Raw genomic sequence first — 15,032 nt, forward strand, 5'->3', positions numbered from 1 at the left:
GGCGAGGCGCCCGAGCCGGTGCCCGGCCCACCTGCCCCGATCGCCCCCGACCGCGGTGCTCGACGGGAACGAGTCGCGCCGCCGCACGCGCCGCCCGGGCGGGTGTGGGCTGCGTCCTCGCGTGCGCGAGGGTCGGCGGGGCGGGCACTGACGGCGGCCTCGTGGCGAGTCGGACCCGGCGGAGGAGCCACCACGCATACGCACTGTCAGTCGTCGGTGAAATCCTCCCCCGTCAGCAGTGCGCGCAGGTGGTCGTGCGGGATCGCCGGGCTGCGCCGGCCGTTGTGGCCGGTGGTCTCCTCGGCCGTGACCAGGGCGTTGAGCACGGCCTCCTCGACGGCCTGCACGGTCGCCCGGTAGAACGGGTCGACCCGGCCCCACGGGATGTGCCGCAGCGTGTCGTAGTCCTCGTCGGTGGCCGGGGATTGCGGGAAGTTGCTGGTCAGTGCACCGGCGTTGGCGGTGGAGAAGGCCAGGAAGATGTCACCGGAGAAGTGGCTGCCGGTCGTGCCGGTACGGGCCAGACCCATCGGGACCCGGCGGGCGAGCGCCGTGCACTGGCCGGGCAGCAGCGGAGCGTCCGTCCCGATGACCACGATCACCGAGCCGGCCCCGCCGGGGGCGAACCAGTCGGTGTCCTCCATCGGGTTGTCCCGGGTCAACCGCTCTCCGACGGGCACGCCCGCGACGACCAGTTCGCGTCGTTCGCCGAAGTTGGCCTGGACGAAGGCGCCGACCGTGTACCGGTCCGAGCCGTATTCGACCACCCGGCTGGACGTGCCCGAACCACCTTTGAAGCCATAGCAGTTCATCCCGGTTCCGCCACCCACGCAACCTTCCTCGACCGGGCCCGGGGCGGCCGAGTCGATCGCGGCGATCGCGTGCTCGGCGCGGACGTGCGGGCCGTTGATGTCGTTGAGGTAGCCGTCCCAGGTCTCGGCGACCACCGGCAGCAGCCACTGCCGCGCGAGTTCGGGCCGGTTGGTCACCGTCCAGTCGACGACGCCCCGGTGCACGGGACCCACCGCGTGCGTGTTGGTGATCATCACCGGGCCCGCCAGGCTGCCCGTCTCGTCGAGCCAACTGCTGCCGGTCATCTCGCCGTTGCCGTTGAGCGAGTAGCGACCCGCGGCGCACGGCAGGCCGACGCCGGCGCGTCCGCGCGGCAACACGGCGGTGACGCCGGTGCGTACCGACGGGCCCTGGACGAGGGTGGTGTAGCCGATGTGTACCCCCGGGACGTCGGTGAGCGCGTTGGCCGGTCCGGGGGTGCCGTCGAGGCGGATGCCCAGGGCCCGGGCGCGCGGGCGTCCCGACGGGGTGACGGCGAGGGGTGATGTGGCGGGGGTGTTCACGCGGTGCCCTTCCGGGGGTTGTCGTGGCCGGCGGCGTCCGGGCCGCCGGTGCCCTCGTCGGGCGAGTCGGGGTCGGGGACGACCCGGTCCGGGCGCAACTCCGGGCAGCCGGTGGCCTGGCGGGCGTGCGCCAGGATCAGGGCCAGGGCGCGCTCGGGCGGCAGCGAGGAGTTGCGGCTCACGATGTGCAGGCCGTAGCCGTCCTCGAGGGTGACCAGGTTCGCGGCCACGTCGCGGATCGGCTCGGTGAACCGGAAGTGGCCCTGGGCCTGCCCGATTTCCAGGATCGAGCCGTACATGGCCACCTGTCGGTCGTACAGGCTCTGCGCCAGCGTGGCGTATTCGCTCTCGTCGCGGGCCGCCGCGCTGAACTCGTACAGGACCACCGCGAGTTCGTCCTCCGGCCCGGACGGCAGCCCGCGCCGCGCGCAGGCCACGAGCTTGTCGCGGGCGTCCGGGAGGCGGGAGGCGGTGTCGGTGCGGGACGTGTAGAAGCGGTCCGCGGCCTGTCGGTACACCTGCCGCAGCAGGTCGCCCAGGTCGCTGAAGTAGTAGCTGACCGACCCGCGGGCCACGCCCGCCACCTCGGCGATGTCGGCCACCCGCAACTGGGCCAGACCGTGCCGGCCGACCGCGGCGGTGGCCGCGTGGACCAGTTGCTCACGTCTCGCCGTCTGATTCCTCGGTCGTGCCATGCACCGTTCCTTATCTTCAGTGCCAAATTATGGAATGCCTATTGACGTGGGAGTCTTCCATATCGTTGACTCCGGCGTCAAAGAACTGACAAGGGAGCCTCATGGCCGATACCGATGGCAGTCAGACGCCCGCCGGCACCCCTTTGCCGCAGCCGACGGCCTATGCCCAGGACCTGTCCCGCTCGCTCGGCCTGCGTGAGAACCTGTTCATCACGCTGTCCTCGGTCACGCCCGCCTCCAGCGTCTTCATCATCATGCCGTCGGTGATCAGCGGCCTCGGCGGCGCCGCCGCCGTGGCGTTCCTGCTCGCCGCCGTCGCGGGCATGCTGATGGCGCTGTGCTACGCCGAGTTGTCCAGCGCCTTCCCGATCACCGGCGGCGAGTACGCCTTCGCCGCACGCACGCTCGGCCGGTCCACCGGCTTCGCGCTGTTCGCGCTCGGTCTGCTCGGCGGGGTCCTGACGGTCGCGGTGATCGCCCTGGGCACCGGTGACTACCTGGGCGTGGTGTGGGGCTCACTGGACGGCAAGGGCGCCGGAATGGCCGTCATCGCGCTGGCCTCGCTCGTCGCCGTGCTGGGAATCCGCACCAACGCCTGGGTCACCGGCGTCTTCCTGGCGGTCGAACTCGCGGCGATCGCCGTACTGGCCTGGCTCGGCCTGGTCCACGTCGACCAGCCGGTCTCCACGCTGTGGACGGCGCAGGCACTGGGCGAGGGCGACGTGCTCGTGGGTGCCTCGGCCGGGCTCGTGGCGTCCTTCGCCGCCACGGCGCTGTTTGCCTACAACGGCTACGGCACCGCCGTGTACTTCGCCGAGGAGACCCGGCAGGTCGCCTCGATCGGCAAGGTGGTGATGTGGTCGCTGGGCATCACCGTGGTCGCCGAGTGCCTCCCGCTGGTGGCCGTCCTGCTGGGTACGCCGAGCACCGGCGAACTCATGGCGGCCCCGTCCCCGATGAACTATTTCCTGCTCGAACGCGGCGGCGACGCCGTGAACACCGCGGTCAGCCTCGGCATAGCGATCGCCATCGTCAACGCGGTGATCGCGATCATGTTGCAGATCGGCCGACTGCTGTACTCCTCCGCCCGCGACCGGGCCTGGCCCGATGCGGTGGGCCGACCGCTGGCCGCCGTGCACCCGCGCCTGCGCACCCCCGTCCTGGCCACCCTGACCATGGGCGCCGCCGCGATCGTGGTCGCCTGGCTCGTCCCGCTCGACACCCTGATCCTGGCCACCGGCGCGAACCTGGTGGTGCTCTACATCTTCGTCGCCGTCTCCGCGCTGTACGGACGGATGTCCGGGGCCACCGCCCACGCGACCTACCGGATGCCGGCCTGGCCGTGGGTCCCGCTCGGCGTGATCGGCGTGATGGCGTACGTCCTGTACGAGTCGATCGACTCCGACTGGCGCCCGATCGGCATCGCCGTGGCCATGGTCGCGGCGGGCTACCTCTACTACTACGCCTACCTGCACCCCAGGCGCGAGCACCGATGGACACTCCCCGACCCCGTTCGCGACGCGCCCGAGTAGCCGAGCCGGCGCCGGGCCACCGCGCACCCGACAACCGTCGCGATGCCGGGCCGCCCCCGCCCCCCGCGCGGGGGCGGCCCGGCACCGCGACGGCTGTCGCTCAGCCCGCCAAGGTGCCCATCCACTCCTCGATGGCGTCCGGCGTGCGGGGCAGGGCCGCCGACATGAGCCGGGCGCCGTCCTCGGTGATCACCAGGTCGTCCTCCACCCTGATGCCGATTCCGCGCAGTTCCACGGGCAGGGTCTCGTCGTCGGGCTGGAGATACAGACCCGGTTCGACGGTGAGCACGTGGCCGGCCTCCAGGACGCCGTCCAGGTAGGTCTCCGCCCGTGCCTTGGCGCAGTCGTGCAGGTCCATGCCGAGCATGTGGCCGCTGCTGCACAGCGTGTAGCGCCGGTACAGGCCGCTGTCCGGACGCAGCGCCTCCTCGGGGGTGACCCGCAGGACGCCCCACGCGTGCAGGCCCTCGGCGATCACCCGCATCGCGGCGTTGTGAAAGTCGCGGAAGCGCGCGCCGGGACGCAGTGCGTCGATGCCGGCCTGCTGCGCCGCCAGCACGAGTTCGTACGCCTCGCGCTGGGCGGGGGTGAAGCGGCCGGACAGCGGCAGGGTGCGGGTGATGTCGGCGGTGTACAGGCTGTCCATTTCGACGCCGGCGTCGAACAGCAGCAGTCGGGTCGGATCCAGCGGGCCGTCGTTGCGGATCCAGTGCAGCACGCAGGCGTGCGCGCCGGCTGCGGCGATCGTGTCGTAGCCGGTGCCGTTGCCCTCGATCCGGGCGCGCATGTCGAACACGCCCTCGATCCAACGCTCGCCGCGCGGGTGCCGCAGCGCCTGCGGCAGGGCGCGGACCACGTCGGCGAACCCGGTGGCGGTGTGGTCGACGGCCAGTTGCAGCTGCTCGACCTCCCACGGGTCCTTGACCAGCCGCATCTCGGACAGGTACGCGGCGAGTTCGGCGCTGCGTCCGGGATCGGCCGGGGCGGCGAGTCGGTCCACGTCCGGGTCGACTCCGCTGAGCAGGCGGGTGGGTACGACGGGGCCGGTGAGCCGGGAGGGCAGGGTGTCCAGGTGGGCGCAGGCGACGCCGAGCAGGGTCTGCGACTCGTCCAGGGTCGGCCGACGCCCGGTCCAGAACTCGCCGTGGCGCCGGTCGCGGTAGAACTCGCCGGTGTCGCGCGGCGAACGCGGGCGCAGGTACAGGACGGCCTCGTGCCCGTCGCCGACCGGTTCCAGGAGCAGCACACCGTCGGGCGTATGGTCGCCGGTCAGGTAGGTGTACGCGGTGTGCGGCCGGAACTTGTAGTCGACGCTGTTGCTGCGCACCTTGAGCGTGCCGGCGGGGACGACCAGTCGCTCGCCGGGGTAGCGCGCGGACAGCCGCTCGCGGCGTTTCGCCGCCCACGGGGCGACCGGCTCGGCGCCGAGGTCGGGCAGCGGACTGGGCGCCCAGGCGGTGGCCATGAAGGCGTCGAGCGCGGGGGATACGGGCATGTCGTGGGTGCCGGTGTTGAGTGCCGCGACGGGGTCTTGCCGGGTCATGGTTCCCTGTCCTTCCGGTGGGTTCGGGTCTGGTGTGGACACGGCCTGGGTGGATCGGGCCTCAGGTGGTCCGGCTCGGCTGCGCGGGGGCCGCCGGCGCCGGGGCCTTCGCGGACGAGATCTTGACGGGTTCGGGGAAGTGACAGGCCACTTCGTGGCCGGCCCGGCCGTCCACCGCGGTGAGCGGGGGTTCGGCCACCGCGCACACGTCCTGTGCCTTGTGGCAGCGGGTGCGGAAGCGGCAGCCCGAGGGCGGGTCGATCGGGCTGGGCACGTCCCCGCTGAGTCGGATGCGCTCCAGCCGGGTGCCGTCCGGACCGGTCGCGCCGGGCACGGCGGACAACAGGGCCTGTGTGTACGGGTGATGGGCCCGCTCGTACAGCGACTCGCGATCCGCGGTCTCCACCACACGCCCGAGATACATCACCACCACCCGGTCGCAGAAGTGTCGGACCACGGCCAGGTCGTGCGCGATGAACACGAACGCGATGCCCAGATCGCGGCGCAGTTCCTCCAGCAGGTTGATCACCTGGGCCTGGATGGACACGTCCAGCGCGGACACCGGCTCGTCGGCGACGATCAGGCTGGGCCCGGCGGCGAGGGCCCGGGCGATGCCGATGCGTTGCCGCTGGCCGCCGGAGAACTCGTGCGGGAAACGATTGCGGTGCTCGGGGTTGAGGCCGACGGTCTCCAGCAACTCCTCGATCCGGCGGTCGCGTCCGCCGGGCGGGTCGATGTCGTTGACGTCCAGCGGGGCACGCAGGATCGTGCCGATGGTCTGCCGCGGGTTCAGGGAGGAGTACGGATCCTGGAAGATCATCTGGATCTGCGCGCGGATCGGCGCCAGTTCGCGGCGCGAGGCGTGCGCGATGTCGCGACCGCGGTACTCGATGGTGCCCGCGCTGGGTTCGAGCAGGCGGGTGATCAGCCGTCCGGTCGTCGACTTGCCGCAGCCGGATTCGCCGACCAGGCCGATGCTCTGCCCGGCCCCGACGGCGAGGTCGATGCCGTCGACCGCGCGGACCGCCCGGGCCCTTCGGCGCAGCAGGCTCCGGCCCGTGGGGAAGTGTTTGGTCAGTCCGCTCACCCGGAGCAGCGGCGGCTCGGACGCGTCGAGCGACGTGGTGTTCATGGGGTGGCTCCTTGCAGATCCGTCGGCGCGGTGCTCGGCACCGCCTCCAGATGGCAGGCGGCGGCGTGCACGCTGCCGGCGGCCCCCGCGGGCGCACGTGTCAACAGCGGGAGCACCGTGCGGCACGGCGTCTCGGGGCCGTCGATCACGTGCGTGCAACGCGGGTGGAAGGCGCAGCCGGGCGGTGGGGCGAGCAGGCTGGGCGGTGAGCCGGGCACCGGTTGCAGCGGCCGGTCCAGGGCATCGGACAGGCGCGGGACCGAGGCGAGCAGACCCCGGGTGTAGGGATGCCTGGGCGTGTCCAGGACCTCGGCGACCGAGCCGAACTCGACCGCGCGGCCCGCGTACATCACCAGCACGTCGTCGGCGACGTCCGCGACCACCCCCAGGTCGTGGGTGACCAGGATGATCGCGGTGCCCAACTGCTCCTGCAACTCCGCGAGCAGGTCCAGGATCTGGGCCTGCACGGTGACGTCGAGGGCGGTGGTGGGCTCGTCGGCGATCAGCAGGTCGGGTTCGCACACCAGCGCCATCGCGATCATCGCGCGCTGGCGCATGCCGCCGGAGAACTGGTGCGGATACTCGCGGGCCCGGCGCGCGGGTTGCGGGATGCCGACCCGGTCGAGCATGTCGACGGCGCGCGCCCGCGCCTCGCGGCGGCCGGCGCCGGTGTGCCGACGGTAGGTCTCGACGATCTGCGCACCGACGGTGAAGTAGGGCGACAGGGCGGTGAGCGGGTCCTGGAAGACCATCGACACGCGTTGCCCGCGCAGGTCCCGCAGCGTGCGTTCGGGGGCGCCGACCAGCTCCGTCCCGTCCAGGACCGCACTGCCCTCGATGGTGGTGCGGGCCGGGTTGTGCAGACCGAGCAGGGTGAGGTTGGTGACGCTCTTGCCGGAACCGGACTCGCCGACGATGCCGAGGGTACGGCCGCGTTCGACGTCGAAGGAGACGCCGTCGACGGCCTTGACCACGCCGCCCTCGGTGGCGAAGCGGACCCGCAGGTCGCGGACCGCGAGCAGGGGAGGGGTCATCACACACGCACCCGGGGATCGATGACGGCGTACACGGCGTCCACCGCGACGTTGGCGAGCACCATCGCGGTGGCGGCGATCAGCACCACACCGGTGATCATCGGCAGGTCGGAGTTGGCGACCGCGTTCACCGCGAGTTTGCCGATGCCGGGGATGTTGAAGGTGGTCTCGGTGACCACCGCGCCGCCGAGCAGGACGCCGAGTTCGATGCCGTAGACGGTCACCACCGGGGTGATCGCGCCGCACCACGCGTGTTTGGCGTAGACCTGACGGGACGTCAATCCCTTGGCCCGGACGGTGCGGATGTGGTCCTCACCGAGCGCGTCGATCATCGACGCCCGGGTCAGGCGCGCGTACACCGCGGCCTGTACGCAGGCCAGGGTCAACCAGGGCAACAGCAGCCCGCCCATCCATCCGCCGGTGTCGCCGGTGAACGGGATGTACTCGGGTTTGGGCAACCAGCGCAGTTCGTCGACCAGGACGTAGCGGGCGATCACCCCGAGGAACTGGATCGTCACCGACGCGCCGATCAGCGACAACGCCATGGTGGACTTGTCCAGCCAGGTGCCGCGGCGCAGCGCCGCGAGCATGCCGATCATGATGCCGACGCCGAGGAAGATCACCGAGGCGCCCAGGGCCAGCGACAGGGTGGCGGGGAAGCGGTCGAGCAGGGTGTCGAGCACCGGTTCGTGGTTGACGAACGAGTAGCCCAGGCACGGCGCGGAGCAGTGCGAGGCGCCGAAGTCGCGGCCGGCGAAGACGCCGACGATGTAGTGCCAGTACTGCATCGGCACCGACTCGTCCAGGCCCAGGTCGCGTCGGATCAGGGCGAGCGTCTCGGGGGTGCAGGTCTTGCCGCAGGACAGGCGGGCCGGGTCGTCCGGCATCGCGAAGAACAGGAAGAAGGTGACGGTGAAGACGACGAACAGGATCAGTGCCGCGCCGAGCAGTCGCTGCACCAGGAATCGGAACATGGGGCCCTCACTGGAGGTCGGACCGGGGAGCGGCCGCCGGCCCGGCCGGGGGGGGGGGGGGGGGGGGGGGGCGGCCCCCCCCCCCCGGGGGGGGCGGGGCGCCCCCCCCCGCCCGGGGGCTACTTGACCCAGACGTCGGTCGGGTAGGTCGAGCCGATGAAGCCGACCCGTACGCCGCCCAGGCCGGGCCCGTACAGGGTCAGTTGGCGCTTGTACACGAACGGCACGACCGGGGCCTCGGCCATGATCTTCTTCTCCAGGTTCGACCACTCCTTGCCGGCCGCGACGACGTCCGACATCGCGGTGATGCGGTCCATCTCGGTGCTCATCGCCGGGTTGTTGTAGAGGCTGTACACGGAGCCGTCGTCGATGATCTTGCGACCGTCGAACTTGGCCGGGAGCACGGTCGCGGCGCTGGGCCAGTCGGCGCCCCAGCCGGCCCAGTACAGGTCGTACTTGTTGTCCACGCGGCCGATCTCGGTGTAGTAGCTCTTGTCGTTGATCGGCTGCGGGACCACCTTGAAACCGGCCTGCTGGAGGGCCTGGACGATGGTCACCGAGACCTGTTCCCACAGCGGGGTCTGGTTGTAGGCGTAGACGATGGTGGGGTTGGGGGTGCCGGACTCGGCGAGCAGTTGCTTGGCCTTGGCGATGTCACCGGTGTTCGGCACGCCGGCCAGGTCGTAGGGCTCGAACCCGAGCACCGTCGGGCCCATCAGCGTGGTGGCGAACTCGCCGTAGGCGGGGCCGCCCATGATCTGCCGCACCTGCTCCTTGGGGAACGCCGCGATCAGCGCCTGGCGCACCTTCGGGTTGGTCTGCCGGCGGTTGTTGATCTCGAAGTACTCGGTGTACGGGGTGGCCGCGTCCGCCGTGCGGGCCTTCAAGTCCGGTGTGGTGAGCACCTGTTGGGCGACCTCGCGACCGACCGCGACGCGGAAGGTCATGGCCGAGCGGTCGCCGCCGTTGGCCGCGATCAGCCGCTCGTTGATCTGCTGGTTGGACGCGCCGAACTCGAACTTCCACTGGTCGGGGTAGGCATGCCGGACCGCGTCGGTGTTCGGGTCCCAGTGCTCGTTGCGGACCATCGTCATGGACTTGTCGATCTCGCGGGTGGAGATCTTGTAGGGGCCGCTGGAGAACGGGTGCTTGTCGTACTCCAGTTTGGTGTCCTTGGCGCGCGGCACCGGGGTGCTGGTGTGCATCGCCACCGCGAACGGGAAGTCGCCGCGCGGGGCGGGGAGCGCGAAGGTGATGGTGCGCGCGTCGGGGGTCTTGATCGCGTCCAGTTCACGACCGCCGTAGGGGCCGTCGTACACCGAACGGAAGTCGGGGTTGCCGACGAGCCATTCCTGGATCCAGGTCGGACCGCCGGTGATCTCCTTGGCGAACGAGCGCTCGACGCCGTACTTGACGTCCTGCGCGGTGATCGGCGAGCCGTCCTCGTACTTGAGCCCCTCCTTGAGGGTGAAGGTCCAGGTCCTGCCGCCGTCGGGGCTGGTCCCGGTGTCGGTGGCCAGGTCGCCGACCAGGGTGGTGTGGTCGCCCTCCTGCTTGTACGTGGTGAGCTGGCGGGAGATCAGCAACTCGGCCGTCTGCTCGTGCGAGACGTAGACGCGGGCCGGGTCCAGGTGGTTGAAGTCGGCGCGCTCCAGCACCGTGGCGGTGCCGCCGGGCTTGGCGCCGGGCAGATCCTTGGCCGGGCCCTTCGACTCGGCGGCGGCGCCGATCGACACGGCGCGGACCTGGGCCTTGGGGGCGCCCTTGCCGGGCTCCTTGCCGGCGGGGGTGCCGCCGCCGCCGGAACAGGCGGCCGCGCCGAGGGCGAGGGCGAGCGTGGCGAGCGCGGTTCGGGTGAGGCGAGTGGGTCTGCGGCGAGGGTTCATGGTTCCTTCCGAGGGTTGCCGTGCGAGTGCGGTGTGGCGAGGGCGCCGGTGCCCGGGGCTCAGCGGTCGCTCTTGGGGTCGAGCGCGTCGCGGACCGAGTCGCCGAAGAGGTTGAAGGCGACCACGAAGACGAGCATCGAGATGCCGGGGACGCACATATAGGTGATGTCGGTCCGGTAGACCTCGGCGCCCTTGAGCAACATCCGCCCCCAGTCGGGGGTGGGTTCGACCATGCCCACGCCCAGGTAGGACAGGGCGGCCTCGGTGGTCACGTAGGTCGGCACCGCCATCGAGGCGCTGACCAGGATCGGGGTGACCAGGTTGGGCAGCAGCTCGCGCAGCACGACCCGGCCGGGCGAGGCGCCGATCACGCGCGCCGCCTCGACGTATTCGCGGCTGCGCAGGGAGAGCACCTGACCGCGCAACAGGCGCGCCACCGAGGCCCAGCCGAATGCGGAGAGCACCGCGACGATGACCGCCCCGCGCAGCAGCGGGGACATCTGCTCGCCCGGGTGGGTCAGCAGCGAGGTGACCACCGGCGTGAAGGCGATGAAGAACAGCGTCGACGGGAAGCTGAGCATGACGTCGATGAATCGGCCCACGAGGTAGTCGGTGCCGCCGCCGAGGTAGCCGGCGGTCACTCCGACCAGTACGCCGAGCACGGTGACGATCGCGACCACGGCCAGCGAGATGAGCAGCGAAGTGCGGATGCCGTAGAGCAGTTGGGTGAGCACGTCCCGGCCGAGACCGGGTTCCAGGCCGAGCCAGAACTCGCCGGACATGCCGCCGTTGGGTGCGACGGGAAAGCCGAACTCGTTGAGCAGGCCGGGCCGGTTCTGGCCGTACGTGGTGTAGGGGTCGTGCCCGTACCACTTGGCGAACAGCGGTGCGCCCAGGCCCGCGACGACGAACACGGCGACGACGCACGCGGCGACGATCCCGGTGCGGTCGCGGCGGAAACGACGCCAGGCGAGTTGCGAAGGGCGCAGCCCCATGGGGGCGGTGTCGGCGACGGGCGGATCCGTGTCCACCGGCGGATCCGTGGGGGGCGCGAGCGTGGTCATGACGGCGGGCCTCTCGGGAGGCGGCGGGGTGGGTAATGGTGGGGAACTCTGCCCAGGGCCGACTCAATGGTCAAGGTCTGAGTCGTGTCACATTTGAGGTGCGACATTGTATTTGCAATTCCTTTACCATTCACCTGCGGTTTTCCTTCCCGTCCGGCCGGCTACGTTGATCGGGGACGGGTCTGGCGCAACGCAAGAGCAATGTGACATTGTACTGACGTGACCCAAGCGGATGCGCCGAATCACGGCCCCGAGCGCGGCACCACCGATCCGACGCCCCGCATGTCCCGCATTCCCGATGCCGATTCCGGCCTCGACGTCGACAGCCGAGTCACAACCGAGCCGAAAGCCAAGGAGTCCCCATGTCCGACGCGATCTCCATCGACCGCACCCTCCGCCCCTGGCGCGGCCTGATGGTCGCCACCCCGCTGCCGCTGCACGCGGATCTGAGCATCGACTACGACGCCTACGCCGAGCACGTGCGCGGCCTCGTCGACGCCGGGTGCGACGGTGTGGTGCCCAACGGCTCCCTGGGCGAATACCAGGTCCTGACCGACCAGGAACGGGCCCGGGTGGTCCGCGTCGCGGTCGAGGCCGTGGGCGGTGACCGGGTGATGCCCGGCGTGGCCGCGTACGGCTCGACCGAGGCCCGCCGGTGGACCGAACAGGCCGCGGAGGCCGGTGCCGAGGCGGTCATGCTGCTGCCGCCGAACGGCTACCGTGCCGACGACGCCGAGGTGCACGCGCACTACGCCGACGTGGCCTCGGTCGGCGTGCCGATCGTCGCCTACAACAACCCCTTCGACACCCGGGTCGACCTGGCCCCCGAGCTGCTGGCGAAGCTGCACGCCGACGGCCACATCGTCGGCGTCAAGGAGTTCAGCGGCGACACCCGACGCGCCTATCGGATCGCCGAACTCGCGCCCGGCCTGGACCTGTTGGCCGGCGCCGACGACGTGCTCCTGGAGCTTGCCGTGGCCGGCGCCAAGGGCTGGATCGGCGGCTTCCTCAACGTGCTGCCCGACGCCTGCATCGAGCTCTACCGCACCTCCGTGGCCGGCGACCTGACCCGGGCGCGGGAGCTGTACGACATCCTCCAGCCGCTGCTGCGCTGGGACACCCGCAGCGAATTCGTCCAGGCGATCAAGCTGTCGATGGACGTGGTCGGCAAGCCCGGCGGCCCCTGCCGTCCGCCGCGCCGGCCGCTGAACGCCGAGATGCAGCAGGCCATCCGCCTGGCGACCGAGCGCGCCGTCGCGGCCGGGCTGAGCTGAACAGGCCGGCCGTACCGCCTGACGCACCGTCAACACCTATACGACACAACCGTGTTCGCGAAAAAAAGGCCGATGCCATGCGCGGCCGCCCGGTCCCGCGTGCCCGCGACTCGCCCCCCGGAACCGTGTCGTACCCGTCCGATCCCACCGACCCCTTCCCGAAGGGCTTCCCGCCGTGACCATCACGTCCGCCGCATCACTCGTCCGCAGCCACAACCCCGCCGACCCCGCCGAACTCGTCGCCGAGGCCCCGGCGGTGCCGCCCGCCGACGTGCACCGCGCCGCCGAACGCGCCCGCGCCGCCGGGCGGGGCTGGGTGGCGGCCGGTGCCTCGGCCCGCTGCGCCGCGCTCGGCGCCGCCGCCGACCGGCTCGCCGCCTCGGCCGACACATTCGCCGACCTGATCGTGCGCGAGGTCGGCAAACCGATCACCGAGGCACGCGGCGAGGTCGCCCGCGCGGTCGCCATCCTGCGCTACAACGCGCAGCAGGTGTACGACCCGGTGGGCTCCGTGCACGAACCCGCCGCCGGTCCCGGCCTGTTGCTGACCCGTCGTCGCCCGTACGGCCTGGCCGGGCTGATCACGCCGTGGAACTTCCCGCTGGCCATCCCGCTCTGGAAGGCCGCGCCGGCGCTGGCCACCGGCAACGCGGTCCTGCTCAAGCCCGCCCCGCAGGCGCTCGGCTGCGCGCAGCAACTGGCCGAACTGCTCGACGCGGTACTGCCCGCCGACCTGTTCACCGTGCTGCCGGGCGAGGCCGGCACGGGCGCGGCCGTGGTCGAGGCCGCGGACGTGGTGTCCTTCACCGGCTCCACCGCGGTGGGGCTGGACGTGGTCCGGGCCGGCACCGCCCGCGGGGTCCCGGTCCAGGCCGAGATGGGCGGCTGCAATGCCGCGCTGGTCCTGCCGGACGCCGACGTGCGGTCCACCGCGGCCCAGCTGATCGCGGCGGCGTTCGGCTACGCCGGGCAGAAGTGCACCGCGACCCGGCGGATCATCGTGGTGGGCGACCCCGATCCGCTGCGCGAGGCACTGGACGCCGCCACCCGGGCGCTGCCGGTGGGCGACCCCGCCGACGCCGCGACGGTGTGCGGGCCGGTGGTCACCGAGGCGGCCCGCGACCGGGTCCGCGCCGCGCTCGACTCCGCCACGGCCGCCGGCGGTCGGGTGTTGACCTCGGGATCGGCCCACGACGGTGCGGGGTGGTTCGCCACCCCGACGATCCTGGAACAGGTGCCGGCCGGGCACGCCGCGCTCCGCGAGGAGGTCTTCGGCCCCGTCGCGGTGCTTCAGCGCGCGGGCGACCTGGAGCAGGCCATCGCGCTCGCCCGCGACGTGCCGCACGGCCTGGTGACCTCGGTGCACACCCGCGACCTGGACGCCGCGCTCGCCGTGGTCGACCGGATCGACACCGGCCTGGTGAAGGTCAACGCGCCCACCACCGGCGTCGACTTCCACCTGCCCTTCGGCGGCACGAAGGCATCCAGCCACGGACCACGCGAACAGGGCCGCGCCGCGGCGGACTTCTACACCGCCACCTGCACGGTGAGTCTGCTGCCGGCGAACCCGACGGGCGGCGGGTGAGACGTCCGAGCACCGAGGCAGCGAGGCGTCGAGACAGCGAGGCGTCGACGTACCGGAGTGTCGGAGTGCCGGGAAACGATGGGAGGGTAGGGCAGGTGACCGATAGACTGTAACATTGCACATTGTATGGCTATTCGAGGCGAAGCCGGCCTCGAGGGAGGATGCACCCGATGAGAGCGCACGCCGAAGTGCCCACCGGCCGAACCGGCGAGACCGCCGCCGTGACGAACCTGCGGGAGCGGCCGCTGGACCTGCCGTTCGTGCAGGAGCGCCGCAGCCTGCGCGATCAGGTGACGCACGCCCTGCGGGCCGCCCTCATCGCCGGCGAACTGCGTCCCGACGTCATCTATTCGGCACCCAGCCTGGCCGCCCAGTTCCGTGTCTCGGCCACCCCGGTGCGCGAGGCGATGCTGGATCTGGTCAAGGAAGGACTGGTCGAGGTTGTTCGCAACAAGGGCTTCCGGGTGACCGCGCTGTCCGCCCGGGACCTCGACGAATACACCGAGATTCGATCGATGATCGAGGTCCCCGTCATCGTGCGCCTGGCCGAGACGGCCGACCCCGCCGCGCTGCAGGCACTGCGTCCGGTGGCCGCCGCCATCGTGGCCGCCGCGGAGCGGCGCGACCTGATCGGCTACCTGGAATCCGACCGACAGTTCCACCTCGGACTCCTCGAACTGGGCGGCAACCAGCGCCTGGTCGAGGTCGTCGGCGACCTGCGCAAGCGCTCGCGCCTGTACGGACTCACCCGCCTCGCCGAACGCGGCGCGCTGGTGGCCTCGGCGCGGGAACACGAGGAGATCCTCGACCTGCTGCTCGCCGGGGACGGGGAGGGCGTTCGTCGGGCGATGACCGAACACCTCGGCCACATCCGCTCGCTCTGGTCCGATCCGGCAGAGGAGTCCGACCCGGCAGGCGAGTCCGCCCCGGAGGGCGAACCCGCGGCGGAGTGAGGTCG

At 71.6% G+C, this 15,032-nt stretch carries 12 protein-coding genes; 4 read left to right on the top strand and 8 right to left on the bottom strand.

Going from position 1 to position 15,032, the window contains the following annotated elements; translation table 11 throughout:
- Window positions 1-206: 206 nt before the first annotated feature.
- A complete protein-coding gene (locus ACIBM5_RS29080; RefSeq protein ID WP_396009481.1) occupies window positions 207-1,355 on the bottom strand; it encodes a P1 family peptidase in 1,149 nt (382 codons plus the stop codon).
- On the bottom strand, window positions 1,352-2,050 hold the full coding sequence (locus tag ACIBM5_RS29085; protein ID WP_396009482.1) for a TetR/AcrR family transcriptional regulator: 699 nt from the start codon (window positions 2,048-2,050) through the stop codon (window positions 1,352-1,354). Before ACIBM5_RS29085 ends, ACIBM5_RS29080 begins: the two co-directional genes overlap by 4 nt.
- 101 nt (window positions 2,051-2,151) lie before the next feature.
- Here ACIBM5_RS29085 and ACIBM5_RS29090 point away from each other — a divergent pair, with 101 nt between their 5' ends.
- The gene (locus ACIBM5_RS29090; protein ID WP_396009483.1) at window positions 2,152-3,582 is read left to right on the top strand and encodes an APC family permease; all 1,431 of its coding nucleotides are present in this window, start codon (window positions 2,152-2,154) and stop codon (window positions 3,580-3,582) included.
- A 100-nt stretch (window positions 3,583-3,682) separates the two neighbouring features.
- On the opposite strand, the gene ACIBM5_RS29095 is transcribed toward ACIBM5_RS29090, so the two are convergent.
- The 6 genes from ACIBM5_RS29095 to ACIBM5_RS29120 all read right to left on the bottom strand — a co-directional run bounded on the left by ACIBM5_RS29095 (window position 3,683) and on the right by ACIBM5_RS29120 (window position 11,215).
- On the bottom strand, window positions 3,683-5,125 hold the full coding sequence (locus tag ACIBM5_RS29095) for an aminopeptidase P family protein (protein WP_391584684.1): 1,443 nt from the start codon (window positions 5,123-5,125) through the stop codon (window positions 3,683-3,685).
- Between the two features lie 61 nt (window positions 5,126-5,186).
- On the bottom strand, window positions 5,187-6,257 hold the full coding sequence (locus tag ACIBM5_RS29100; RefSeq protein ID WP_396009484.1) for an ABC transporter ATP-binding protein: 1,071 nt from the start codon (window positions 6,255-6,257) through the stop codon (window positions 5,187-5,189).
- Window positions 6,254-7,291: an ABC transporter ATP-binding protein gene (locus tag ACIBM5_RS29105; protein ID WP_396009485.1), complete on the bottom strand. Its 1,038-nt coding sequence runs from the start codon at window positions 7,289-7,291 to the stop codon at window positions 6,254-6,256. The genes ACIBM5_RS29100 and ACIBM5_RS29105 overlap by 4 nt, the downstream gene beginning before the upstream one ends.
- On the bottom strand, window positions 7,291-8,265 hold the full coding sequence (locus ACIBM5_RS29110) for an ABC transporter permease (RefSeq protein ID WP_396009486.1): 975 nt from the start codon (window positions 8,263-8,265) through the stop codon (window positions 7,291-7,293). The genes ACIBM5_RS29105 and ACIBM5_RS29110 overlap by 1 nt, the downstream gene beginning before the upstream one ends.
- Window positions 8,266-8,384: 119 nt before the next feature.
- Window positions 8,385-10,151, bottom strand: coding sequence for an ABC transporter substrate-binding protein (locus ACIBM5_RS29115; RefSeq protein ID WP_391584688.1), 1,767 nt, complete (start codon window positions 10,149-10,151; stop codon window positions 8,385-8,387).
- Between the two features lie 59 nt (window positions 10,152-10,210).
- Window positions 10,211-11,215 (bottom strand): ABC transporter permease, encoded by a 1,005-nt coding sequence (locus ACIBM5_RS29120; RefSeq protein ID WP_396009487.1) that lies wholly within the window; start codon window positions 11,213-11,215, stop codon window positions 10,211-10,213.
- Window positions 11,216-11,577: 362 nt separating this feature from the next.
- Between ACIBM5_RS29120 and ACIBM5_RS29125 the strand changes: the two genes are divergently transcribed.
- The 3 genes from ACIBM5_RS29125 to ACIBM5_RS29135 all read left to right on the top strand — a co-directional run bounded on the left by ACIBM5_RS29125 (window position 11,578) and on the right by ACIBM5_RS29135 (window position 15,027).
- Window positions 11,578-12,489, top strand: coding sequence for a dihydrodipicolinate synthase family protein (locus ACIBM5_RS29125; protein WP_391584690.1), 912 nt, complete (start codon window positions 11,578-11,580; stop codon window positions 12,487-12,489).
- Between the two features lie 175 nt (window positions 12,490-12,664).
- Window positions 12,665-14,074, top strand: coding sequence for an aldehyde dehydrogenase family protein (locus ACIBM5_RS29130; protein WP_396009488.1), 1,410 nt, complete (start codon window positions 12,665-12,667; stop codon window positions 14,072-14,074).
- A gap of 161 nt (window positions 14,075-14,235) precedes the next feature.
- Window positions 14,236-15,027 (top strand): GntR family transcriptional regulator, encoded by a 792-nt coding sequence (locus ACIBM5_RS29135; RefSeq protein ID WP_396009489.1) that lies wholly within the window; start codon window positions 14,236-14,238, stop codon window positions 15,025-15,027.
- The last annotated feature ends 5 nt before the right edge of the window (window positions 15,028-15,032 follow it).

Origin of the sequence: Embleya sp. NPDC050493, from assembly GCF_044458105.1 — a bacterium.
Lineage (GTDB): Bacteria > Actinomycetota > Actinomycetes > Streptomycetales > Streptomycetaceae > Embleya.